Below are 22976 nucleotides of genomic sequence, written 5' to 3'. Positions count from 1 at the left end.
GGCCTGGTAGAGCCGTTGTAACGCCACCCACGTCCAAACGCAGACTAGCTCAGGCTCGCATACATGTTCGATCCCTCGATGGAGTGAAGCACACGTCACGTTCCCTTCGAGGCATGAACCATTTAGGCTCCGGGCACGTCCTCATGAACAACCGGCAGCCAGCCGGGAGGACCCGACCTGACAGCCAGCGCGAAACCGTAAGACACGTAAGAGACGCAATACGGCACATTCGCCGCCAACCGGCAACGGACAACCTCCTCAAAAAGAAATTTCGAGGAAAAGCCACGAGCGGGAACGTTTTCGGCCTGGTTGGATGTTGACCCTGGTACGACAGCTCGTCGAGCTAGAGAAGAGGCGACGTGACTACTGTTCTGACCCCCGCGAGCCCCCTGACGGCCGCTGATCGCTGCGACCGCTGCGGCGCCCAGGCTTACCTGCGCGTCGTCCTGCTGAGCGGCGGCGAACTGCTCTTCTGCGCCCACCATGGCCGCAAGTTCGAGCCGGAACTCAAGAAGATCGCCGCTGAGATACAGGACGAGACGGAGCGACTGACCGCTGTTCCGGAGAGCTCCACCGAAGAGGACCGCTGACACCTCGCATCCACGACGAGCCAGCTCCGGCACACCAGGCCGGTGAACGGGCGGTGGCCCCTGCCAACCGGCAGGGGCCACCGCCCGTCCTCGTCACAGGGGCCTCCACGCCCCTTCTGGGCCCTCCTGGGCCGCCAAGGCCGCCGGGCGGGCACCCGCCTCAGGCGCGGGCCCGCATCACCTTGGCCACCTCGGAGATCCGCGTATAGACGCCCGGGCTCCCAGGACGCCCGCAGCCGCTCCCCCAGGACACCAGGCCGATGAGGCGCCCCTGGGCGACCAGCGGCCCGCCACTGTCCCCCTGACAGGCGTCTCGCCGCCCCTCCATCTCCCCGGCGCACAGCATGGTCTTCGCCCTGTACGTGCCGTCGGCATTGCCCGGGTACGCCTCCTCGCACACGGCATCGGACAGCACCCGCACCCGTGCCGCGTGGAGCGTACGGGCGTAATCGCCCGCCCCCGTGGTGTCCCCCCAGCCGTAGACGGCCGCCTCCGTCCCCGCCTTGTACGCGGGGTCACCCTCCCCCGCCATGGGCAGCACGTAACCCTCGGGGAGCTCCTCGGCCAGGGTGAGCGCCGCGACGTCGCCGGAGTTGCTGTAGCTGTCGTACTCCGGGTTGATCCTGACCTCACGCACCGGGATCTCTCGGCCCTCGGAGGTGCCCAGATCCCCGCGCCCGACGATGACCTTCAGGTCCTGGACCCGGTTCATCGGCAAGCCGAGTACGTCCTCGCTCATGCAGTGGGCCGCCGTCAGGACCGTCGTACGCCCGGTCACCACGCCGCCGCAGAACTGCCCCGAGCGGGTACCCCCGAACCGGTCACGACTGGAGAGCGCCACCACCCACGGACTCTCGGACACCTGCACCGGGCTGCCCCCGACGATCACACTGTCGGCCGCCGCGGGCACCGGGGAAGCCAGCGGCAGGGCGGCGGCAGCGGCCGCCGTGGCCAGTACCCCCGTCCACGGTCGGGCGAAGGGACGACGCATGCGATCTCCTCACTCTGGGCTGCGATGGCCTCCCCAGAGTGATTCAGTGCCGCATACCGCGCACCCGCGCGCGGAAGGCCCGAAGCCTCATGCCGAGGACTTCGGGCCTTCCGGGAACGCTCTGCCGACTGCCGGGACCCGGCCGTCGGGGCTTAGTCGAGGTAGTCGCGCAGGACCTGCGAGCGCGACGGGTGACGCAGCTTCGACATCGTCTTCGACTCGATCTGGCGGATGCGCTCACGCGTCACTCCGTAGACCTTGCCGATCTCGTCGAGGGTCTTGGGCTGGCCGTCCGTGAGACCGAAGCGCATGGAGACCACGCCCGCCTCACGCTCGGACAGGGTGTCCAGGACCGAGTGCAGCTGCTCCTGGAGCAGCGTGAAGCTGACCGCGTCGGCCGGCACGACCGCTTCGGAGTCCTCGATGAGGTCACCGAACTCGCTGTCGCCGTCCTCACCCAGGGGGGTGTGCAGGGAGATCGGCTCACGGCCGTACTTCTGGACCTCGATGACCTTCTCCGGGGTCATGTCGAGTTCCTTGGCCAGCTCCTCCGGAGTGGGCTCGCGGCCCAGGTCCTGGAGCATCTGGCGCTGGACACGGGCCAGCTTGTTGATGACCTCGACCATGTGCACCGGGATACGGATGGTGCGGGCCTGGTCGGCCATGGCGCGGGTGATCGCCTGACGGATCCACCAGGTGGCGTACGTGGAGAACTTGTAGCCCTTGGTGTAGTCGAACTTCTCGACCGCGCGGATCAGACCGAGGTTGCCCTCCTGGATGAGGTCCAGGAAGAGCATGCCGCGGCCGGTGTAGCGCTTGGCCAGGGAGACCACCAGGCGGAGGTTGGCCTCCAGGAGGTGGTTCTTCGCGCGGCGGCCGTCCTCGGCGATGATCTCCAGCTCGCGCTTGAGCTTCGGAGCGAGCTTGTCGGCGTTGGCGAGCTTGTCCTCGGCGAACAGGCCGGCCTCGATGCGCTTGGCGAGCTCGACCTCCTGCTCGGCGTTGAGGAGGGGGACCTTGCCGATCTGCTTCAGGTAGTCCTTGACGGGGTCGGCGGTGGCACCGGCCGCGGCGACCTGCTGGGCCGGCGCGTCGTCCTCGTCCTCGTCCGAGAGCACGAAGCCCTGGGCGCCCTCCTCGGCGGGCTCGCCCTCGCCGGGCTTGCCGGCGGCGGGTGCCTCCTCGGTGGCCTCGTCATCCAGGAGCTCGTCGGCGTCCTTCTTGGAGGTGGACTTCTTGGCCGTCGCCTTCTTGGCGACGGTCTTCTTGGCGACGGCCTTCTTGGCCGTCGTCTTCTTGGCAGCGACCTTCTTCGCGGGCGCGTCCTCAGCGGCACCATCCGCGGTCGGCGCCTCAGTGGCGGCGGTGGCGGTGGGCTTCGCCGTGGCGGTCTTCGCCGCGACCGTCCTGGTCGCGGTGCGCTTGGCCGGGCTCTTCGCTGCGACGCTCTTGCGGGGGCGCTTGGGCTCCGCGGCACTGACCATCAGCGTCACACCCTCTTCCTCGAGGATCTGGTTGAGGCTGCGCAGAACGTTCTTCCACTGAGTGGCCGGAATCTGGTCAGCTTCGAAGGCACGACGCACGTCATCGCCGGCGATCTGCCCATCAGCCTTTCCCCGCTCGATGAGCGCCATGACAGAGACGGATTCGGCGATCTCCGGCGGGAGCGTACGGGATGTGCTGGCCGACACGAACAACCTCTCGGAACGTTGGAAAACGGCTTCCGGCCCCGTCCATTGTGGACCGGAGCCGACGACCGGCGGCTAGGGATTCGGGCCGACGGCGCGGGCGGGGGCCGGGGAGCTACACAGCGTCGCGAACGACGGCTGTATTCCCTCCTCGGCTATCACCTCTTAGGTCATCGCGCTGTTCCTTGGAGCGTTACGCCCAATCTACGTGGCCCGAGTCACACCTCGTAAGCGCTCAAAAGCATCCAGATACGGCCAGAAGCCACCTATACGCATGCACGAATGATCCCCCGATGGCCCGCGACGCAATCCTCACCATCGCGTCGCCGGACCCCACCGGGCTCCTGAGGAGCCCGCGGAGATCCGGCGACGCCTGGCGCGGCAGCGGGGGCCGTCGTCGACGGGGGAGGCGACGAGAAGCCTGCCGTGGGGCACGCACACAGCGGGCGGCTGCGCGCGGTCAGTGCTCGCGAGGGGCGGGTACGACCCGCTCCACCTCCGGGTGGACGGTGAGCAGCTGCCGCATGGCGGCCTCGGCGCCGGCCCCGTCGCCCGCCGCGAGGGCGTCGACCACGCGCGAGTGGTGCACGAGCGAGGCCTCGCTGGGGCGGTCACAGCCGGTAACCGGGCCTCCGGAGACCTGCAAGGCGGCGGAGACGATGCCGGAGAGGTGCTCCAGCATGCGGTTGCCCGCGACCTGGATGAGCATCGAGTGGAACTCCGCGTCGGCGCGGGAGAAGGTGATCGAGTCACCCTGGCTCAGCGCGTGCCCCATGATCTCGACCATGTCGGCGAGGCGCTGCTGCACTTCTTCCCGGCCATGGCCGGCGGCGAGGCGGGCGGCGAGCGGCTCGATCATCCAGCGCAGCTCGCCGAGCTCGCGGCGCTGGTCGTCGCGCTGTGGCCCGTAGGCCCGCCACTCGATGATGTCCGGGTCGAGCAGGTTCCAGTCGCTGACGGGACGCACGCGCGTGCCGACATTGGGCCTGGCGCTGACCAGACCCTTGGCCTCCAGCACGCGCAGCGACTCACGGACGACGGTGCGGGAGACCTCGAAACGCTGGCCGATCTCCTCGGGGACGAGCGGGCGGTCGGCGCCCAGGTCGCCGGAGACGATCATCTGACCGAGCTGCTGGACGAGTTGGCCGTGCAGCCCGCGGCCGCGGCTTCCGGACGCGCGCCGGCTCACACGCCCCAGGTCGTGTTCGGCGCCGTCCCACACGGGGGCGACGACCCGGTCACCGGCGCCCGAGGGCTCGGCGAAGGGGTATCGGTCGAGGTCGCCCGGGCCGGCGAGACCGGAGTCGGCGGAGCGGGCGGTGGTCATCATGGTGTGCGCAAGGGTACTCACGGATCAGTTGTCGGCGTGGCCCCCAACTCCCTTGAGGTCTTTGGTGAAAAGCACACGAAAGGGTGATCGCTTACCCCGCCGCAATTGACGCCTTATCGGAAAGAAATGAGCGTCGTCCGGGGAGTTGCGCACAGCCCCGGAACGGAAGGCGGCGGACGGTCGTCATCGGACTCTGCCACGCACCGTCGTGAGCACATATGCGCAGAGCAGAGCGGTCAGTGACAACATCAGTGCACCACCCACGGGTTGGGCGATCATGCGCACTCCGCCCGCCACATACCGCTCCGCCCCGAACGGCCACTGCATCAGCGCGAGGTCCCGCAGCCGCCCCGGAAGCCCGGCCGCCGATCGCACAGCTGGTCCCTCGACGGCCTTTTGTACGAGAGGTACGACGACGATCGGCACCGCCACGACCGCGGCCAGCCCCGCGGTCGTGGACCGGAAGACACCGGCGGCCAGCACCCCCGCCCAGGCGCACGCCGTCACCAGGGCCGCCCAACTCACGCTCAGCGAAAGCCAGTCACCGGGAACCCTGATGAGCTCGTCTCCGTATACAAGGTGAAGCAGCGAGGCGTCGGCCCCCACCGTGAGCACGCCCAGCAGCAGCGCCGCGGCGGCGGCGACGAGCAGTTTGGCGACGAGGAGCCCCAAGCGGCGCGGGACGGTCCCCCGGTCCGCGGCGAGGGCGGGGTGGCGGAATTCGTCCCCGAAGGCGAGGGCCCCGAGCAGCCCTGCGCCAAGGGCCGCGGGCGGCAAGGGAAGTTCCAGCGGCCAGGCGGCGAGCAGGCGCGGCTGCGGTGTGTGCCCGGTTCTGGCAAGGAAGACGCAGATCAGGGCGGAGGCAGCGAGCACGGCGGCCAAGGTGAGATAGCCGGTCGCCACACCCGCCAGACGCCGCAGCTCGTACCGCAGGGGGCGCAGGGGGCTGCGCCCGGGGCGGACGGTGATGGGCGGCGGCAGGAGGGAGAGGGGGCCCTGGGGGGCGGGAGGACGGGCGGGCGCGGGGAGGAGTTCCGTTTCCTCTTCGACGGAGCCTTCTTCGTTTCCGGCGGAGACTTCTTTGCCTTCTGGGCCTTCTTCGGCCGCGGTGGGCGCTACGGGCTGCCTCAATGGCTCTCGGGCGCCTGAAGGCCCCGCCCCGGCTCCTGAAGGCCCCGCGTCACCGACCTCGTCGGCGAGTTGGTGGACGAGGATGCCGTACCGGTACGCGGTCTCCCCCACATCGGCGCACGTGCTGCCGTACACGGAGAGCCTGTTGCCGCCCTCCTTGACCACCTCGATGGAGCGATGCCCCGCGCGGGCCTCCTTGGCGAGGAGCGCCCCCAGGCGGGCCGCGTGGGGGCTCAGCACGGCGACGCGGGGGCGGAGGCGGGTCCGCGCGAAGTCCGCGGCCTCCTGGTCGGCGACGAGCCGCCCCGCCTCCAGCGTGACGACGCGGTCGGCGGCACGAGCCGCCTCCCTGGGGTCGGCCGTGGTGAACAGGACCGTGCCGCCCTGGCTCGCGTGGACGCGCAGGATCTCGTGCAGCCAGGCGCCCTCCCGGGCGGAGAGGCCGTCGGCCGGGCCGTCCAGGACGAGCGTGTGCGGATCGGCGAGCAACGCGCAGGCCAGCCCGAGACGGCGGTCCATGCCTCGCGAGAGGGTGCCGAGCCGCTCATCCCGGAGGCTGACGAGGCCCACGACCTCAAGGACGTCGTCGGCGCGCTGTACGGGCACTCCGGCGGCCGCGCACAGCATGCGCAGGTGTCCACGGACCGAGCGCGCCGGGTGCCCCGGGACGTCGCCCAGGAGGACGCCCACCTCGCGCGACGGGTGGGCGATGCGATGCAGGGGCCGGCCTCTGAAGTACGTGATGCCGCGGCCCTGTTGGAGTTCGAGCATGAGCCGCAGCGTCGTGGTCTTACCGGCGGCCTCGGCGCCGAGCAGCGCCGTGACACGGCCGGCTCTCGCCTCGAAGGACACGTCGTCGACGGCGGGCGGGAGCTCCTGGCGGGGATTGCTGGTCAGTCCGATGGCCTGGATCATCGCTTCTCTCGCAGGATGTGCGACCGCTCGGCGGCCGGGGCCCGCCCGCCGGATCGGAGACGGGCGAACCCCGTGGGTACCGCAGCAAGATAACGCGATATTTCTGGCTTTTCGGGCAGGAGGTGGGCCTCTGGTGTCCACCGACAGACGAGCGACACGGGAAACGGCGGCGGGGAAGGGCGAGGCAGACGCTGTCGATGAGCGTGGGCGCTCAGACCTCGGGGCGCAGCATCGGCGGGTTGAGCAGCGTCGCCCCGCCCGCCCGGAAGAGCTGAGCGGGCCGACCGCCCTGCCGTGTCGTCGTGCCGCCTGTGGGCACGAGGAAGCCCGGGGTGCCGGTCACCTTGCGGTGGAAGTTGCGCGGGTCCAGGACGACACCCCACACCGCCTCGTACACACGACGCAGCTCGCCGACGGTGAACTCCGGCGGGCAGAAGGCCGTGGCCAGCGACGAGTACTCGATCTTGGAGCGGGCGCGCTCCACCCCGTCCGCAAGGATCTGCGCGTGATCGAAGGCGAGCGGCGCGGCCGGTTCGCCGTCGCGGCCGAAGGCCGCCTGGTTGAGCAAGGTCTCCACCGGCGCCCAGCGCGCGCTGTGCGCGTCGCCGCCCGCCCGGGGCGCGGGCAGGTCGGGCGCGAGCGCGAGGTGCGCGACGCTGACCACCCGCATCCGCGGGTCCCGCTTGGGGTCGCCGTACGTGGCGAGCTGTTCGAGATGCGCTCCGTTGGCCTGCGCCGGAGTGTCGGGGTCGTGGGCGCACAGACCCGTCTCCTCGACGAGTTCACGCGCGGCCGCGGCCGAGAGATCCTCGTCCGGACGTACGAATCCTCCGGGCAGCGCCCAACGCCCCTGGAACGGCTGCTCACCTCGCCGCACGGCCAGCGCGCAGAGCGCGTGACGGCGCACGGTCAGCACGACCAGGTCGACAGTGACGGCGAAGGGCGGGAAGGCCGACGGGTCGTAGGGGGACATGCCCGCGATCATAGTCGTCTGCCTGACGATAAACACCTCCTTCGTCGATGGCTTCCGGTCTGCTTCTCTCCGTCACCCATGACTCTCGGTCTGGCTCACACCCCCAACTGCAGTCCGTCGGCCGCTTCCTCGACCATGGCGAGGCCGAGCCGGCTCACTCGCACGGAGAACGGTGCGCCCGCGACGCTCAGCGCCGTCAGTCCCAGCTCCCCCAGCGGGGCGCTGCGAACCGGCTTCAGCGTCACCGTCCCCGCCGGCGCGTCGGGGCGGATCCCTGCCAGCGCCGCAAGGACATGCGCCCCTGCGGCCGCGGCGGCCGCCGCCGGACGGCAGGCCGCCGGGTGCGGCAGAGGGGCGCTGCCCTCGGTGCGCTGCTCGCCCGCGTACATCTCGGGCAGCCGGTGGCCGAAACTTTCGGCCGCCGACAGCATGCCTCGCAGCAGCGAGCTCGCCTCCTTGTCGTATCCCGCCGCCGCGAGACCCGTCACGGCGACCGCCGTCTCCTGAACGCGGACCGCTCCGCCGCGGTGTCCGAACGGGTTGTACGCGGCCTCCTTGGCACCCAGGCTGCGCAGCCCCCAGCCGGAGTCCATGGCGGGCCCGCCGAAGAGCCGGGCGAGTTGTTCCGTCTGCACCCTGTCGAGCAGGCCCGGGGCGAGCGCCCCCGCCCCGAGCAGGCCGGTGTCCAGGAGGTGTGCCGCTCCCCCGGTGAGGTGCGGCACAAGGCGGCCGTCGCGCAGGCGGGCCACGGCCGGCCGCCCGCCGGCCCGGTCCTGCACCCAGAACTCCTCCCGAAACGTGGTCCGCAGTCGCTGGGCCCACTGCCGCAGTCCGACCGCCCCCTCAAGGCCATACGCGTCGAACAGGTCGGCGCCGAGCAGCGCGGCCCGATGAGCGTGGGCCTGCGTCTCACACCGCGCTAGCCCACTCGGGTGCGCGTCCGGCAGGAAAGCGCCCTCGCCGACCGCCCCGAGGAGCCAGCGCAGGCACCTCTCCGCCGCGGGCAGCAGCTCCTCCACTTCCTTCCCGGGAAGCCCCCACCGCCACGCCTCGGCGAGGAGAGCCGGGAAGAGCAGGGTCGCCTCGGTGCCCGTACAGCCGGGTGGCAGGTGCGGCCCCGCGTCCCTCAGCGGCCCCGGGATCATGCCCGACCGCGGCCCTGATCCCGTGAGTTGACTTCGAGCGAGGGTGCGCAGGGTCCCGGCGGCGAGCCGTGTGCCCAGCGGCAGCGCCATACGGGCGGCAGCCAAGGCCTCGGCGGGCGCGAGTCCGCAGCGCCATGGCGCGCCCGCTGCGGGATACATGTCGGTGGGGTGCTCGGGGGACCGCAGCAGCAACGCGTGCAGATCCTCGACGGACCGGTCGAGCAACGGCTGGACCCTGGGATCGTCTCCGACCGCCCGTGCGGCGACGGTCGAGCGCATCGCGCCGTGCCCCGCCAAGCGGATCGGCCCGGCGCCATCAGGCCTCACCCGCAATTCCACGCTGCGGGAGGCACCCGGCGGCAGGTCCACCTCCCAGCGCAGCAACCCGGCGGAGGCCAGGGCGTCGGCGGGCACGGGGTCGGCCGTGACCGTGCAGTGGGCCGTGGCAGTGGACCACCGCATGCCGGAGTCGTGGACGCTGGCGGGCAGTTCGGGCCCGGCGCCGCCGGACGCGACGAGCCCCACCTCGGCGAGATCCGTGCCGAGCGAGACCTCGACGGGCAGCCGCAGGGGGCGCACGGCCGCGCTGTGCAACGTGATCCGTTCCGTACCGTCCGCGTATCGGATCCGCTCGACGACGATCTCCGGGTCGGGGCCACCGCCGGTCGACAGCCGCAGGGTCGCCACGAAGCGGGCGCTGTCCGCCGAGAGCATGCGGGCCTGTACGGCGACCGGCTCCCGGCCGGCCACGCGCACCTGGCAGCGGGAGAGGATCCGGCGTCCCGCGCGGTAGAACCCCTCCAGTCCCCGACCGGTCAGCTGTCCTTGATCCGTGGAGATCGCGAAGGCGGGCAGTGCCACGCAGATCAAGGCCGTGTGCGCGGGCGGAAGCTCTACGGGACGGCGCGACGCCGGTGTTGGCGCGCCGGACGGGTGAGGTGCACCAGGCCGGAACCCCGGGCCCGGCACGGCCCGCCGGGGCCCCTCTCTGTCGGACGCGGGAGACGGAGCGGAAAGGGACATGGGGCGGCTTCTTCGGCGTTGTCTGCGCTACGAAAGGTCGGCGGCGGTACAGCAACGCGACCCGGCCACAGATACCGCCACTCAGGTGAACGGGCCCGCCCCGCCCCAAGTCACGCCCCCGCCCCAGGAAGCCGACCACATGGAGCCAACTTCCTATGGACGCCAATCCCGTCCGCATCCGCGCCGCGCACCTGGCCCACCAACGGGCGGGTGAGCTCATCGGCCGTGCCTCGCGCCGCGCCTGACGGTGCGCCGCCGGTTCCGCGGGCCCGTGCCGGGACCGCCCGAGACGTGGGTGCCGGCGGGTCCACCTGAGCTTCCGGTGCCGCTGGGCCCGGCTGAGGCGCGGGGAACGTCGGAGCTTCGGGAGCCGCTGCTTCCCGGTGAACGGGGCAGGCGCCGCCGTCGCAGCCGGGGAGTGCCTTCCAGCGCCGCCGAGGTGTCCGCCTCCAACAACCGCTCGGTACCCGTGGGTTCGGGTGAGCCGTCCAGCGATGCGCGGGACCCACTCCCGTCAGGGTCCTCACGGACGTCCTGCCTCCTGCGCAGGCAGCGACGAATCGACTCCGGATCCATGCCTTCGTTGCACGCGTGGTGCAGGAGCAGGGCGAAGGTGTACTCGCAGTCGGCACGCAACGCCATGTCCAGGGCTTCCTGTCCTTCCGCGATGTCACCGAGGGACCAGGCGACCCAGCCTGCGAGGGACAGGGGTGCCGCCGCATGCTCGTCGTACGCGCCGACGCAGCGGCGGGACAGCGCCCGCCACAGGCGCAGGGCAGGGGGCGCCTCGTCGCCCTCCATCCACTCCGCCGCGCGATCGCGTGTCGTCCGGACCTGGAGGCCGAGGATCAGCGCGGCCGCTTCGTCGTGTGCGATCAGTTCGTCGTCCCTGTTGTCCGCCTCGAGAGTGCCGGAAACAGGGGGTGCGGCAGCCAGGCGGGCCATGATCCGACGCGCCAGGTCAAGCGTTTCAGTGGCGGCGACATTCTCCTCGTTCAGCATCCTGGGGATGAGCGCGAGTCCTGCGGCGTCCAGCGCTCGCTCCTGTTCGATCGCCGCCGCGGTCTCCCATGGGGTGAGCCGCGCCCTGATCTCTCCCTGGGTGGCGGCCGCTTGGACTCCCATGTAGGTCGCGGCGGCGGCCAGGACCGAGGTGCCGGGCCTGATCAGAGGGGTGCCTTCCGGTGGGCAGCACCGGGTGTCCGGGCAGCAGTAGGTCCAGAAGCGGTGGTCCGAGATGCATACGACTTCGAACACCGGGACGTCGAGGGCGCCGCACGCCGTGCGCACCCTCTGCGCCAGCGGCCGCAGACGCTCTGCGACCTGCTGCCCGGACTCCGCTTCGCCGGGCTCCTGGCAGAGGAAGGCGACGATGCCGTCGGGGCGGTCTCCCCTCCGCTCACAGCCGCCCACCAGGCACCTGGCCAGCTGCTCCGCGACGGGTGGCCAGTCCGTCGTCCGCTCGGGAATGCCCAGGCGCACGCGTCCGCCCAGTCGGCCCCGCTCGCCGTGCAGAGCCATGAGCACGATGCTGTTCTCGGGCTTGAACCCGAGCAAGTACGGCAAGGCGTCCGCCAGTTCGGCAGGGGTGCGCAGGGTGACCAGCGGCTCCTCGAAGGGATCGCCGCTGGGTAGCTCGTCGCCTGTTTCGAGGGTGCTGTCGGGGGTGATCGCGGAGCCGTCGCGGGCGCTGGGGTGCGCAGTGTCGCTGGGGGCGACCTGGTCGGCGGAGCCAGTTGGCTCGCTCGGATCGGCGGGGCGGGCAGGGTGGGGAGGACTGGCGGGGCTGGCGGGGCTGGCGGCCGGGTCGGCGGGGATAGCGGGGAGGTCGGGGATGGCAGCCGGGCCGCTCAGGTCGGCGGGCACGGACGCCGGGTCGCTCGGGTCGATCGGGCCGATTGCTTCGCTGTGATTCGTCATGCGCCGACTGTGCCCCGGATCACAAGGTTCCGGTTGACCCTGTGGATAACCTCGATCACGGGCACGCCAAAACTTATCCACAGCCTCGCGGGCTCGTTCGCCTAATGTCCGACCCATCGGGTTGCATGGGGGCATGAGCAACGAAGATCTGCGCACGGCGGCCGACGCCGTCCTCGCCCGCCTCGTCGGCGGCCCCTCCCCCGAATCCGGTGGGGCGCCCTCGTCGGGCGGCGCCCGCCTGCGCGAGGATCAGTGGCGCGCGATCGAGGCGCTCGTCGCCGACAAGCGCCGGGCGTTGGTCGTGCAGCGCACGGGCTGGGGCAAGTCCGCGGTGTATTTCGTCGCGACGGCCCTGCTGCGCGAGCGCGGCAGCGGTCCCACCGTGATCGTCTCGCCCCTGCTCGCCCTCATGCGCAACCAGGTCGAGTCGGCCGCGCGAGCCGGCATCCGCGCCCGCACGATCAACTCCTCCAACACCGAGGAGTGGGAAACCGTCCAGGCCGAGGTGGCCGCGGGCGACGTCGACGTGCTGCTGGTGAGCCCGGAGCGGCTCAACAACCCGGACTTCCGCGACCAGGTCCTGCCCAAGCTCGCCGCGGCCACCGGCCTGCTCGTGGTCGACGAGGCGCACTGCATCTCCGACTGGGGCCACGACTTCCGCCCCGACTACCGCAGGCTGCGCACCATGCTCGCCGACCTCCCGCCCGACGTGCCGGTCCTGGCCACCACGGCGACCGCCAACGCGCGCGTGACCGCCGATGTCGCCGAGCAACTCGGCACCGGGGGCGGCTCGGACGCGCTCGTGCTGCGTGGCCCTCTGGACCGGGAGAGCCTGAGCCTGAGCGTGCTCCAGCTGCCGAACGCCGCACACCGCCTGGCCTGGCTGGCCGACCACCTCGATGACCTGCCGGGTTCCGGGATCATCTATACCCTCACGGTCGCCGCCGCCGAGGAAGTGACCGCCTATCTGCGACAGTGCGGGCACACCGTGGCCTCGTACACGGGCAAGACCGAGAACGCCGACCGCCAGCAGGCGGAGGAAGACCTGCTCGCCAACCGCGTGAAGGCGCTGATCGCCACTTCCGCCCTCGGCATGGGCTTCGACAAGCCCGACCTGGGGTTCGTGGTCCACCTCGGCTCCCCTTCTTCGCCGATCGCCTACTACCAGCAGGTGGGGCGCGCGGGCCGCGGCGTCGACCACGCCGAGGTGCTGCTCCTGCCGGGCAAGGAGGACGAGGCGATCTGGAATTACTTCGCCTCGCTCGCCTTCCCCCCCGAGGAGCAGGTGCGCCGCACCCTCGACGTCCTGGCCCAAGCGGGCAAGCCCCTGTCGCTGCCCGCCCTCGAGCCTCTGGTCGAGCTCCGCCGCTCACGGCTCGAGACGATGCTCAAGGTGCTCGACGTGGACGGCGCCGTCCGGCGCGTCAAGGGCGGCTGGATCTCCACCGGCCAGCCCTGGGCGTACGACACGGAGCGCTACGCCTGGGTCGCCAAGCAGCGGCAGACAGAGCAGCAGGCGATGCGCGAGTACGCGTCGGCGTCCGGCTGCCGCATGGAGTTCTTGCGGCGCCAGCTGGACGACGAGGGCGCGGCCCCCTGCGGGCGTTGTGACAACTGCGCGGGCGCGCGATTCGGTGACGCGGTGTCCCCGGCGGCGCTTGACTCGGCACGGGGCGAGCTCGGGCGGGCGGGCGTCGACGTCGAGCCCCGGAAGATGTGGCCCACCGGCCTGGCCGCGGTCGGAGTGGAGCTCAAGGGACGTATCCCGGCAGGCGAGCAGGCCGCCCCCGGCCGTGCCTTGGGGCGGCTCTCCGACATCGGCTGGGGCAACCGTCTGCGCCCCATGCTCGCCCCGCAGGCACCGGACGGGCCGGTACCCGACGACGTGGCCAAGGCCGTGGTCGATGTGCTCGCGGACTGGGCGAAGGGGCCCGGCGGCTGGGCCTCGGGCGGGGGCGACGCGCAGCCCCGGCCGGTCGGCGTGGTGACCATGGCCTCACACACTCGGCCCCAGCTGATCCAGTCGCTCGGCGCCCGGATCGCCGAGGTCGGCCGGCTCCCCCTGCTCGGCACCATCGAGTACGCCCCCGGGGCCGACGCCGGCCGGGTCCCGAGGAGCAACAGTGCTCAGCGTCTGCGCGCTCTGGACGGTGCCCTGACGGTGCCTCCCGCGCTCGCATCCGCGCTCCAGGAGGCAGACGGCCCCGTGTTCCTCGTGGACGACCTGAGCGACAGCGGTTGGACTCTCGCGGTGGCCGCGCGCATGCTCCGGCGGGCCGGAGCCAAGGGGGTGTTGCCGCTGGTCCTGGCGGTGCAGGGATGAGGTGAGCGTCGAGGGGCGACGAGTTGGGCAGGGATATACAAGGCGCATCATCCGATACCGGCGTGCAGCTCCAATTGCTCGTTGCCGCAAGCCATTGCGACGGGAAGAATTGGAGTTGCTCCCCGCGCGGTTCCCGTGGCCCAGTAGGGCTGTGCCGCGGTGCGCTCCCCCAGTCCGACCCCGCCCTCAGTAGGGGGCGCGTAGCCGAAGGGAGAACCGTGACCTTCGGATTCGCTCCGTCCGACGCGGCGTCGCTGCCGGAGTCCTCGACGCCGACCGAGATGTCCGCCGATTCCGCCCACCGACTGGCCCGGATGCTCGAGCCCGCGGAGTGGTCAGCCGCGGGAATCCCTCTGCTGCGCAATCCGCGTGAGATCGTCAGCGGCTTGCACGCCCGGCATCAGCCGACGCCCGCGACGGCCGTCGTGGCGGTGCTGGATCCGGACGAACGGCTCCGGGCCAGCGCGTCGTTCAGCCGACGCGCGACCGTGACGGACGGCTGGATCTTTCGCAACGCGCTGCTCGCGCAGTTGCGCCGGGTCATCCCGCACGATCTGCGGCGACGCACCCCGGTGCGCACCGCCGTGCTGCTCTACTGCCGTGACGGTGACGCGCGTTGGACGCAGGAGGACGGCGCCTGGATGTGGGGCCTGCGGGATGCCTGCACCTTGCACGGGCTGCGCTGCGGTGCGTACATCACGCTGACACGGGACGGCTGGCAGGTGCTGGGTGAGGGGCGCGGCGGTCGCCGACCGAGCGCCGGTTCGCCGCCGGAGGCCTTCACCGGGGCCGATCCGCCGGCGCCTCGTACTGGAGGCGCCGCCTCGGACGTGCTCAGCCGCGCGGCAGCACGCTGACTCGCCACCCAGCGCGCGCTACCCAGTGCTATCCGGCGCCGAAGCATCGCCGCACGTCACACGGGCCCTTGCAGGCAGCAACAACCCGCAGCACGGGGCTTCGACGCGGCGCCCGAGGCTCAGACGCCGCAGCCGTCTCCCTCCCGGCTCCCCTAGGAGACGAAGCCCTCGGAGACAGGCACGCCGCACGCCCCGCGTCGACGCCAGACGCTGGAAGCGCGGGCGCCGGACCCAGACCTCGGGTCCGGACGCCAGATGCCGATGCCGGACGTCACACGCCAGGCACGGGCACCGGGCCCAGACGCGGGCCCCGAAGATCGAAGCACGCGCCGAACACAGCCGTCAGCCACAAGCGTTGGCCACCGGACGCAGACGCCGGACGCAACGCGTCAGACGCTCGCGCCCAGCATCGAGTTGATCCGCTGCGGGTCACCGCACACGATCAGCAGGGTGCCTGCCCGGGCGAGGGCCGTGGGGAGCGCGGCGACCGAGGTCTCCTCGCTGCCGCCGTTGATGGCGACGACGACCACGGGCCGGGACGCCGCACGGGTCAGCGCGGAGGCGTCGGCGTAGAAGACGTCGTCGCCCGCGTCGTGCTGGGCCCAGTAGGCGGCCTCGCCGAAGGACAGCTCATGCGTGGCCCACGGGTGCGGATCGCCTGTGGTGATCACCAGGACGTCCCCGGGCGCGCGCCCGGAGTCCAGAAGCAGGTCGACGGCTTCCTCGGCCGCGTCCAGCGCGCCCTCGGCCGAGGCCGGGATCAACTGGATCTGCGGAACCGAGGCCGCGGAGGGACCGGAAGCAGCCGGGGCGGAAGGCCCGGGCTTGACGGCCGTGTCACGCGGCGTGCGCTGCGCGGGCGGCATCGGCCGGGCGGGACCCGGACGGCCGGGGCGCGGCGGGGCCGCGGGACGCGGACCGGGTACGGGGCGGGGGGTCGGCGCGGTGCGGCCGCTGGCCGGCGTGGCGCGGGGACCCTGGGCACTCTCGTGAATCTGAGGCTCCTCGGGAATGAGAGGCATGAAGTGTTGTCTATCAAACGCCGATGCGACTCGCGTCGGCGGGTGGCACATGAGTGCGATCGGAAGCGCCGGAAAAGGCTCAGAACTCGAAGCCGAGCTGACCCTCGATTTCCCGAACGTTTCCGTCCGCCCAGCTGCGGGCCTTCTTGAGGTGCCGCCACTGGGGCAGCGCATCAAGATACGCCCACGAAAGCCGGTGGTACGGGGTGGGCCCCCGCTCCGCCAGCGCGGCCTTGTGCACCGGCGACGGATAGCCGGCGTTGGCCGCAAAACCAAAGTCTGCATGTTCGATGCCCAGTTCGGCCATCATTTTGTCGCGCCGGACTTTGGCGATCACCGAAGCGGCGGCGACGGCCACACAGGACTGGTCGCCCTTGATCACCGTACGAACCTGCCAGGGCGTGCCGAGGTAGTTGTGCTTGCCGTCGAGGATGACCGCGTCCGGGCGGACCGGCAGACCCTCCAGGGCGCGCACCGCGGCGAGCCGCAGCGCGGCCGTCATCCCCAGTTCGTCGATCTCCTCGTGCGAGGCGTGCCCGAGGGCGTGCGCCGTCACCCAGCTCTCCAGCTCCTGCGCGAGCGCGGTGCGCCGCTTGGGGCTGATCAGCTTGGAATCGGTGAGCCCTTCGGGCGGCCGCCGCAGGCCCGTGACCGCCGCGCAGACGGTGACAGGGCCGGCCCACGCGCCGCGCCCGACCTCGTCGACACCGGCGACGATCTTCGCTCCGGTGGTGGCGCGCAAGGAGCGCTCGACGGTGTGGGTGGGTGCTTCGTACGGCATGGCGCCAATAGCCTACGCCGCCCGAGACCCCCTTCGACACCCAGGTCGGCCCAGGCCCTCCCGAGCCCCCGCTCCACCCATCCGGAGCCTTCGCTCCGCCCACCCCGAGCCCCCCTGCTCCCCCTCCGTCTCCCCCTCCGCGCCGCCCGTCACCGACGCAGCAACGGCACCATGACCCGATCGATCAGAGCCTCGAATTCCTCATCCCGCCATTCGCTCCCGCACACCTTGGTGCGATACATCAACATGGCCGGAATAACGTCGCAGACATAGTCGTCCGTCCCTCCGGAACGTACTTCTCCGCGAGCGATTCCCCGACGTACGACCTCCTTGATCAGCTTGACACTCGGCTCCACAACACCTTCGAAGATCACTTCATGGAAGCGTTCGGCCGTTGCCTTGTCGCATTCGTGAAGTACCGCGCGCAGGGCGAATCCAGGGCGCGAGAACATCGCCTCCCGAATCTGTTTGCACAGCTCGAGAAGCTCCTCCCTGACCCCTCCGAGGTCCGGCGTGCTGTCGATTCGCGGCAGCCCGGCCCGGAGCGCGTGCACGACGAGGTCTTCCTTGGACGGCCAGCGGCGGTAGACGGCGGCCTTCCCCGTCTGCGCGCCCGCGGCCACGCCCTCCATGGTCAGCCCGCTCCAGCCGACCGTACTGAGCTGCTCCAGAGCGGCGTCGAGGATCGCCCGCTCGAGCACAGGCCCGCGCCGCCGCGGGGCAACCGTCCGAGCGGGAACGGCCGACCAGCGCGAAGTAACCATCACTATCTCTCCGTCGAGCGAACAAACAATCGAGTGCTTCAGTGAACGCTTGCGTTCACTGAAGGGGAGTCACTACCGTCTTCCTTAACAGTGAACGGGACCGTTCACTAAGGCACTTGCGGGGGATCATGGTGACTGCCTCTCAACTAACGCAAGATCGAAAGCCTGGAGCAGCACGCCGGCAGGGACATCCCGGCATCGCGCTCACCGTCATCGCGGCCTGCCAGCTCATGGTGGTCCTGGATGCGACGATTGTGAATATCGCGCTGCCCCACATTCAGGGCGCGCTCAATTTCTCGACGACCGACCTCACTTGGGTCGTCAGCGCGTACACCCTCACCTTCGGCGGACTGCTGCTGCTCGGCGGCCGGGCCGGGGACATTCTCGGACGTCGCCGCGTCTTCATGAGCGGCATCCTCCTCTTCACGCTCGCCTCGCTCCTCGGCGGATTCGCCCAGGAGCCCTGGCAACTGCTGGCCGCGCGCGCCCTCCAGGGCGTCGGGGGCGCGATCGCGTCGCCCACCTCGCTGGCACTCATCACGACGACTTTCCCCGAAGGTCCGGAGCGGAACCGCGCGTTCGGCGTCTTCGCCGCGGTCTCCGCGGGCGGTGGCGCCATCGGGCTCCTGGCCGGCGGCATGCTCACCGAGTGGCTGGACTGGCGCTGGGTGCTGTTCGTGAACGTACCCATCGGTATTCTCATCGCCGTCCTCACTCCGCTCTACATCAACGAATCCGAGCGTCACCCCGGCCGCTTCGACCTCCTGGGCGCGCTCACGTCGACGGCGGGCATGACCTCCCTGGTCTTCGGGTTCATCCGGGCGTCCGAGGAAGGCTGGCGCGACAGCCTGACCCTGGGGTCGTTCGCGGCGGCGGTCGTGCTGCTTCTCGCCTTCGCGCTGATCGAGAGCCGCGCGAAGGAGCCGATCACTCCGCTGCGGATGTTCGCCGACCGCAACCGCTCGGGCACCTATGTGATCATGCTCAGCCTGGCTGCCGCGATGTTCGGCATGTTCTTCTTCATCGTCCTGTTCGTACAGAACGTGCTGAACTACACCCCGATCGAGGCAGGCCTCGCCTTCCTCCCGGTCACTGTCGTGATCGCGATCGGTGCGGGGCTCTCGCAGAAGTTCCTTCCCGTGCTTGGCCCGAAGCCGTTCATGGTGACGGGTTCGATCATCGTCGCCGCGGGCCTCGGCTGGCAGTCACTGATCAGCCCGGACAGTTCGTACGTCGGTGGAGTACTGGGGCCGATGCTGCTGTTCGGCTTCGGCATGGGCCTGAACTTCGTGACGCTGACGCTGACGGCGGTCTCCGGAGTCGGCCTGCACGAGGCGGGCGCGGCGTCCGGCCTGCTCAACGCGACCCAGCAGGTGGGTGGCTCGCTCGGCCTCTCCATCCTCACCACGGTCTTCGGCACGGCGAGCCGGGACGAGGCGAAGGAACAGATGCCGGACTTTATGGCGCACGCCACCCCCGAACAGAAGGCCGAATTCGCCAAGACCCACGAACTCCCCGCGCCTTGGGGCCACGAGGTGTTGTCGGAGGGCATTTCGACCGCCTTCCTCCCGGCGGTGGCCATGGCCCTGCTCGCCCTCGCCACCGCCGCGTTGGTGATCCGCGTACGCAAGAGCGACCTGGAAGCACTCTCCGGCACGGCGAGCGCGGCCGGCCCAGGGGGTGGCTGACCGAACCGCTGCCCCCATGTCAGAGATATGAGCTATGTCAGGGGTACGGGGTGTACGGACTGTCGGTGCTCGTCCTGGCGCACACCCCTACGTCCAGGGTGGGTGGCCGGGCCTCGATGATCCGTCGGGCGCGGCTCTCCCCCAGGCTCGTCGCGTACCAGGGCTCCCTGTCGCCGTCGAGACCGTCGGCTATGTCCCTGATCGCGCACGAGCGCTGCGGCTCCGGCAGCTTGTCCAGGGCGGGCACCGCGTCCGCGGACAGCTGCCGCGCGTAGTCGAGGTCGAACTTGCCGGTGTCCTCGTACCGCTGCACGTTGCGCTCGGCGATCACCGCGTCGGGCGACAACAGACCGAAGGCGAGTACGCCCGCCGCGGCGCTCGCGGCGACGGCGCGCGGCAACCATCGCGCGCCCCAGATCCCGGCAGCAATGATCAACAGGATGATCACCCCGAGCCACAGTTCCACGGCGACGACCGAAATCCTGAGCCTGGTCAGCCCGTACCCCTCCACGTACATGTCCATACGGCGCACCGCGGACGCCACCACGACGAGCGTCAGTACGCAGAGCGAACCGAGCACCGCACGCACCAGCGTGCGGTCCTTCGCGCCGTCCCGCGGGGCCCACCGCAGTGCGAACACGATGACGAGCAGCGTGAGAAGGGTGGCCAGGAGCAACTGCCAGAATCCCTGCCGCGCGTAAGCGGAGTAGGAGAGGCCGGTCTTGTCGAGGACGGCGTCATATCCGCCGAAGAGCACGGCGAGTTGGACGGCGTTGAACGCCGCGAACAGCGCGCAGAGCACGATCAGCGGCAGTGCCCACTCCATACGGCCGCGGGCTCGGCCGGGGTTCACCACGAGCCGGTCCAAGCGCAGGGGGGAGGCGGCCGTGTGCGCGGCAGCGAGCGCGCCGACCGCGCCGACCATCAGGAGCAGGGCGCGCCAAGGGATGCCGGCCGGGGAGGCGTCCGGTATCAGATCACCGAGCAGGTCGGCGAAGGCGGCGTCCGCGCCGGCGAACAGCGCGCCGAAGACCAGGAGCAGACCGACGGTCACCGCCGCCGCGCGCAGGGCGGGTCCGGCACCGCGTGCGCTGCCCGCGCGCTCCCGCACTCCGCGCCAGCCCCAGACGCTCCCCTTCCAGAGCGCGTCGAAGAGGCCGAGAGGACTCAGGAGTATCCCGAGCCAGGTCCGGCAGCCGTGCAGCGCGAGCGCCCCGAGTGCGACCGAGGAGACGATCGCGAGAAACGACGGCCATCCCGCGTCACGCAGGGCCGGCACGACCAGCAGCGCGAGTCCCCCGGCCGCCCACACCAGTGACCAGGGGCGAGGCCTGCGTCCGGCCTTCTCGGAGGCGAAATAGGCGGCGAGCGTGGCCGGGGCCGCGACGATCAGCAGATTGATCGCCAGACCGTCGCCGAGGAACAGCATGCTCAGTACGCCAGTGGCGAGCACCGCCCAGAGCGTGGCCGCTCGGACGGGGCCGGGAGGCTCCGCCCGCAGATCGGCGAGGAGCGGCGGCGCCTGCTGCGGCGCCGGGTAGCCCCAGGCGGCATAGGGCGGCTGCGGGCCTCCCCCTCCAGGCGCGGGGTTCTGCGGGGGCGCGGAGGCCTGGGGGTTGGCCTGCGCCTGAGGCTGGGGCTGGGGTTGGGGCTCGATCTGGGGCTCGGGTTGAGGCTCAGCCTGGCGCTCGGCCCGCTCATCCGCGCGGGCGGCGACATCGCCGCCAGCCGCCTCGACGGCGTCGCGCGGTTCTTCGACAGCTGGCGGTGCCTCCCGGGCGGGCGGCGGCGCCCCGGGCGCACGGCGCGATTCAGGCGCAGACCGCTCGGACTCAGACGCCTCAGAAGCACCAGAGCCCGGCACAGTCGCCGACCGGCCGCCTCCGGCTGACGCGTCACCGCCTGCTGACGCGCCACCGCCTGCCGATGCGTCGCCGCCTGCCGATGCATCGCCGCTGGCTGGCGCGTCACCGCTGACTGACGCATCGCCACTAGGCGCGTCACCGCTCGCTGATGTGTCGGACACGGGGCCCCCTCCCGGCCGGCTTCTCCGTGCGGCGCGCGGCGGACATGGATGGCCGCAGGGCTGCCGGGACCGGCATCTCGTTCAACGCACGCACGTCAAGATCAACTAGCGGGCCGCATCAGCGTATCCGCGCCGCCGTGGGCCTCTCCGGCCCCGGGCACCCCTGTGGCACGACCGTGACGTTGCATCGCCGGCCTGTCGGTATTGCCTGGATCAGGCCTTCCCGACCGGCACCCAGCCCGGCAGCTTTTCGGTTCGCTCCAGCCACTCCGCGGGCGGCGCTCCGCCGTCCCCGGCAGCGATGACGCCCCCCACGATGGCGCAGGTCGTGTCCATGTCGCCGCCCACCTGAGCGGTCTCCCAGATGGCCCGCTCGTACGCCCCGAGGCCACGCGCGGCCGACCACAACGCGAACGGCACCGTGTCATGGGCCGTCGTGCGGCGCCCGCACCCCAGGACCGCGGCGACCGTCGCCGCGTCGCCGTAGTCGAGCATGTCCCGCGCCCTGCGCAGCCCCGCCCCGACCGCGCTGCGCGGCACCAGGGCGATGACCCCGTCGAGAAGAGCCCTCGGCGTGGGCGGTCCCGCGGGGTCCGCCGTCAGTGCCGCCGCCGCAGCCACCGCCATGGCACCGACCACGGCCTCCCGGTGCTGATGCGTGGGGTAGGCCGAGATCTCCGCCTGGTGCGTCGCCTGTTCCGGGTCGTCCGCGTACCAGGCGCCGAGCGGGGCGATGCGCATCGCGGCGCCGTTGCCCCAGGACCCCTGTCCTTTGAACAGCGCGGAGGCCAGCTCACGCCAGTCCCCGCCCTCACGGACCTGCCTCAGCAGGCGGTTCACGGCGGGGCCGTAACCACGGTCGAAGTCATGGTGCTCGGCGAAGGACTGGGCGAGTGCGTCCTGGTCGATCCGCCGGTGCTTGCCGAGGACGGCCAGCACGGAGCAGGCCATCTCGGTGTCGTCGGTCCACTGCCATGGGGCGTCCGGCAGCTGGCGGTGCTTGAGCAGCGGGTAGTGCCCGGGCACGAAGAACTGGGAGCCCAGCGCGTCCCCCACCGCCAGTCCGCGCAGGCTGGCCAGAGCGCGCTCCAGGCGCCGGTCGGGAGAGAAGTCAGCGGTCATCGCCCTGCCACTCTATCCGGTGACGCCGTACGGCTCTGGTTCGCGCCAGCGTTCGAAGGGTCGGTCCAGCGCGTACTTGCCGTCTTCACCGAGCACCAGCATCCTCATCTCGCCGTTCCCCGGGTTGGAGAGTGATTCGAACTCGGCCACCGACCAGTGGAACCACCGCATGCAGAACAGTCGCATGGTGAGCCCGTGCGTGACGAGCAGGACATTGGGCGGGTGGTCCGGGGCCTCGAAGCTGCGGTAAAGGCTCTCCAGGAAGGCCCCCACCCTGTCGTAGACATCGGCTCCCGACTCGCCCTGCGCGAACCGGTAGAAGAAGTGTCCGTACGCGTCCCGGTACGCCTTCTGCAGACGTACGTCGTCCCTGTCCTGCCAGTTGCCCCAGTCCTGCTCGCGCAGCCTGGGTTCCTCGCGCACGCGCACCAGCTCGGGGTCGAGCCGGAAGGCCTGGAGCGTCTCGTGCGTGCGGCGGTACGGCGAGACGTACACGCTCACCCGCTCTCGGCCGAGCACTTCCCGCAGCTGTTTTCCCGCGTCCGCCGCTTGGGCCCACCCCGTCTCGGTGAGTGCCAGAGCGTGATCGGGCTCGCGCTCGTACACGGTGTCGTCGGCGTTGCCCGCCGACTCGCCGTGCCGGACCAGGATGATGCGCCGCGGGCGTGCCATGCGGAAACCCTAGAT

The 22976-nt window shown here is 71.2% G+C and carries 17 protein-coding genes; 4 read left to right on the top strand and 13 right to left on the bottom strand.

Annotation, left to right across the window (positions count from 1 at the left end; all coding sequences use genetic code 11):
- Positions 1-359 precede the first annotated feature (359 nt).
- A complete protein-coding gene (locus tag DMA15_RS28070) occupies positions 360-590 on the top strand; it encodes a hypothetical protein (protein ID WP_125515519.1) in 231 nt (76 codons plus the stop codon).
- A gap of 160 nt (positions 591-750) precedes the next feature.
- On the opposite strand, the gene DMA15_RS28065 is transcribed toward DMA15_RS28070, so the two are convergent.
- The 7 genes from DMA15_RS28065 to DMA15_RS28035 all read right to left on the bottom strand — a co-directional run bounded on the left by DMA15_RS28065 (position 751) and on the right by DMA15_RS28035 (position 11706).
- Positions 751-1581, bottom strand: a complete 831-nt coding sequence (locus tag DMA15_RS28065; protein WP_125515518.1) for a serine protease — start codon at positions 1579-1581, stop codon at positions 751-753.
- A 152-nt stretch (positions 1582-1733) separates the two neighbouring features.
- Positions 1734-3278, bottom strand: coding sequence for an RNA polymerase sigma factor (locus tag DMA15_RS28060; protein ID WP_125515517.1), 1545 nt, complete (start codon positions 3276-3278; stop codon positions 1734-1736).
- A gap of 451 nt (positions 3279-3729) precedes the next feature.
- Positions 3730-4620 carry an FCD domain-containing protein gene (locus tag DMA15_RS28055; protein WP_206302856.1) on the bottom strand — a complete coding sequence of 297 codons (891 nt, stop codon included), beginning with the start codon at positions 4618-4620 and terminating at the stop codon, positions 3730-3732.
- Positions 4621-4782: 162 nt separating this feature from the next.
- A complete protein-coding gene (locus DMA15_RS28050) occupies positions 4783-6645 on the bottom strand; it encodes an ABC transporter ATP-binding protein (RefSeq protein WP_125515515.1) in 1863 nt (620 codons plus the stop codon).
- 211 nt (positions 6646-6856) lie between these two features.
- Positions 6857-7618, bottom strand: coding sequence for an NUDIX hydrolase (locus DMA15_RS28045; protein ID WP_125515514.1), 762 nt, complete (start codon positions 7616-7618; stop codon positions 6857-6859).
- 95 nt (positions 7619-7713) lie between these two features.
- On the bottom strand, positions 7714-9624 hold the full coding sequence (locus tag DMA15_RS28040; RefSeq protein ID WP_240659961.1) for a glycogen debranching N-terminal domain-containing protein: 1911 nt from the start codon (positions 9622-9624) through the stop codon (positions 7714-7716).
- Between the two features lie 378 nt (positions 9625-10002).
- Positions 10003-11706, bottom strand: a complete 1704-nt coding sequence (locus DMA15_RS28035; protein ID WP_125515512.1) for a DUF4192 domain-containing protein — start codon at positions 11704-11706, stop codon at positions 10003-10005.
- A 133-nt stretch (positions 11707-11839) separates the two neighbouring features.
- Here DMA15_RS28035 and DMA15_RS28030 point away from each other — a divergent pair, with 133 nt between their 5' ends.
- On the top strand, positions 11840-14029 hold the full coding sequence (locus DMA15_RS28030) for a RecQ family ATP-dependent DNA helicase (RefSeq protein ID WP_125515511.1): 2190 nt from the start codon (positions 11840-11842) through the stop codon (positions 14027-14029).
- 218 nt (positions 14030-14247) lie between these two features.
- Positions 14248-14886, top strand: a complete 639-nt coding sequence (locus DMA15_RS28025; protein WP_125515510.1) for a hypothetical protein — start codon at positions 14248-14250, stop codon at positions 14884-14886.
- 389 nt (positions 14887-15275) lie between these two features.
- Here DMA15_RS28025 and DMA15_RS28020 read toward each other — a convergent pair whose 3' ends face one another.
- From DMA15_RS28020 to DMA15_RS28005, 3 genes are all read right to left on the bottom strand, one after another.
- A complete protein-coding gene (locus DMA15_RS28020; RefSeq protein WP_125515509.1) occupies positions 15276-15908 on the bottom strand; it encodes a hypothetical protein in 633 nt (210 codons plus the stop codon).
- A gap of 79 nt (positions 15909-15987) precedes the next feature.
- Entirely contained in the window at positions 15988-16689 is a 702-nt protein-coding gene (locus DMA15_RS28015) for a ribonuclease HII (RefSeq protein WP_125515508.1), read from the bottom strand.
- A gap of 149 nt (positions 16690-16838) precedes the next feature.
- The gene (locus tag DMA15_RS28005; protein WP_125515507.1) at positions 16839-17453 is read right to left on the bottom strand and encodes a TetR/AcrR family transcriptional regulator; all 615 of its coding nucleotides are present in this window, start codon (positions 17451-17453) and stop codon (positions 16839-16841) included.
- A 131-nt stretch (positions 17454-17584) separates the two neighbouring features.
- Here DMA15_RS28005 and DMA15_RS28000 point away from each other — a divergent pair, with 131 nt between their 5' ends.
- Positions 17585-19141, top strand: coding sequence for an MFS transporter (locus DMA15_RS28000; RefSeq protein ID WP_125518042.1), 1557 nt, complete (start codon positions 17585-17587; stop codon positions 19139-19141).
- A gap of 37 nt (positions 19142-19178) precedes the next feature.
- Here DMA15_RS28000 and DMA15_RS27995 read toward each other — a convergent pair whose 3' ends face one another.
- From DMA15_RS27995 to DMA15_RS27985, 3 genes are all read right to left on the bottom strand, one after another.
- A complete protein-coding gene (locus DMA15_RS27995) occupies positions 19179-20642 on the bottom strand; it encodes a DUF4173 domain-containing protein (protein WP_240660271.1) in 1464 nt (487 codons plus the stop codon).
- Between the two features lie 738 nt (positions 20643-21380).
- Positions 21381-22289 (bottom strand): ADP-ribosylglycohydrolase family protein, encoded by a 909-nt coding sequence (locus DMA15_RS27990; RefSeq protein ID WP_125515506.1) that lies wholly within the window; start codon positions 22287-22289, stop codon positions 21381-21383.
- A gap of 12 nt (positions 22290-22301) precedes the next feature.
- On the bottom strand, positions 22302-22961 hold the full coding sequence (locus DMA15_RS27985) for a histidine phosphatase family protein (protein ID WP_125515505.1): 660 nt from the start codon (positions 22959-22961) through the stop codon (positions 22302-22304).
- Positions 22962-22976 lie beyond the last annotated feature (15 nt).

The organism is Streptomyces sp. WAC 01529, from assembly GCF_003945545.1.
GTDB classification, from domain to species: Bacteria; Actinomycetota; Actinomycetes; order Streptomycetales; family Streptomycetaceae; genus Streptomyces; species Streptomyces anatolicus.
The sequence above is the reverse complement of the archived record's forward strand: the minus strand, read 5'-3'. Positions and strand labels throughout refer to the sequence as shown.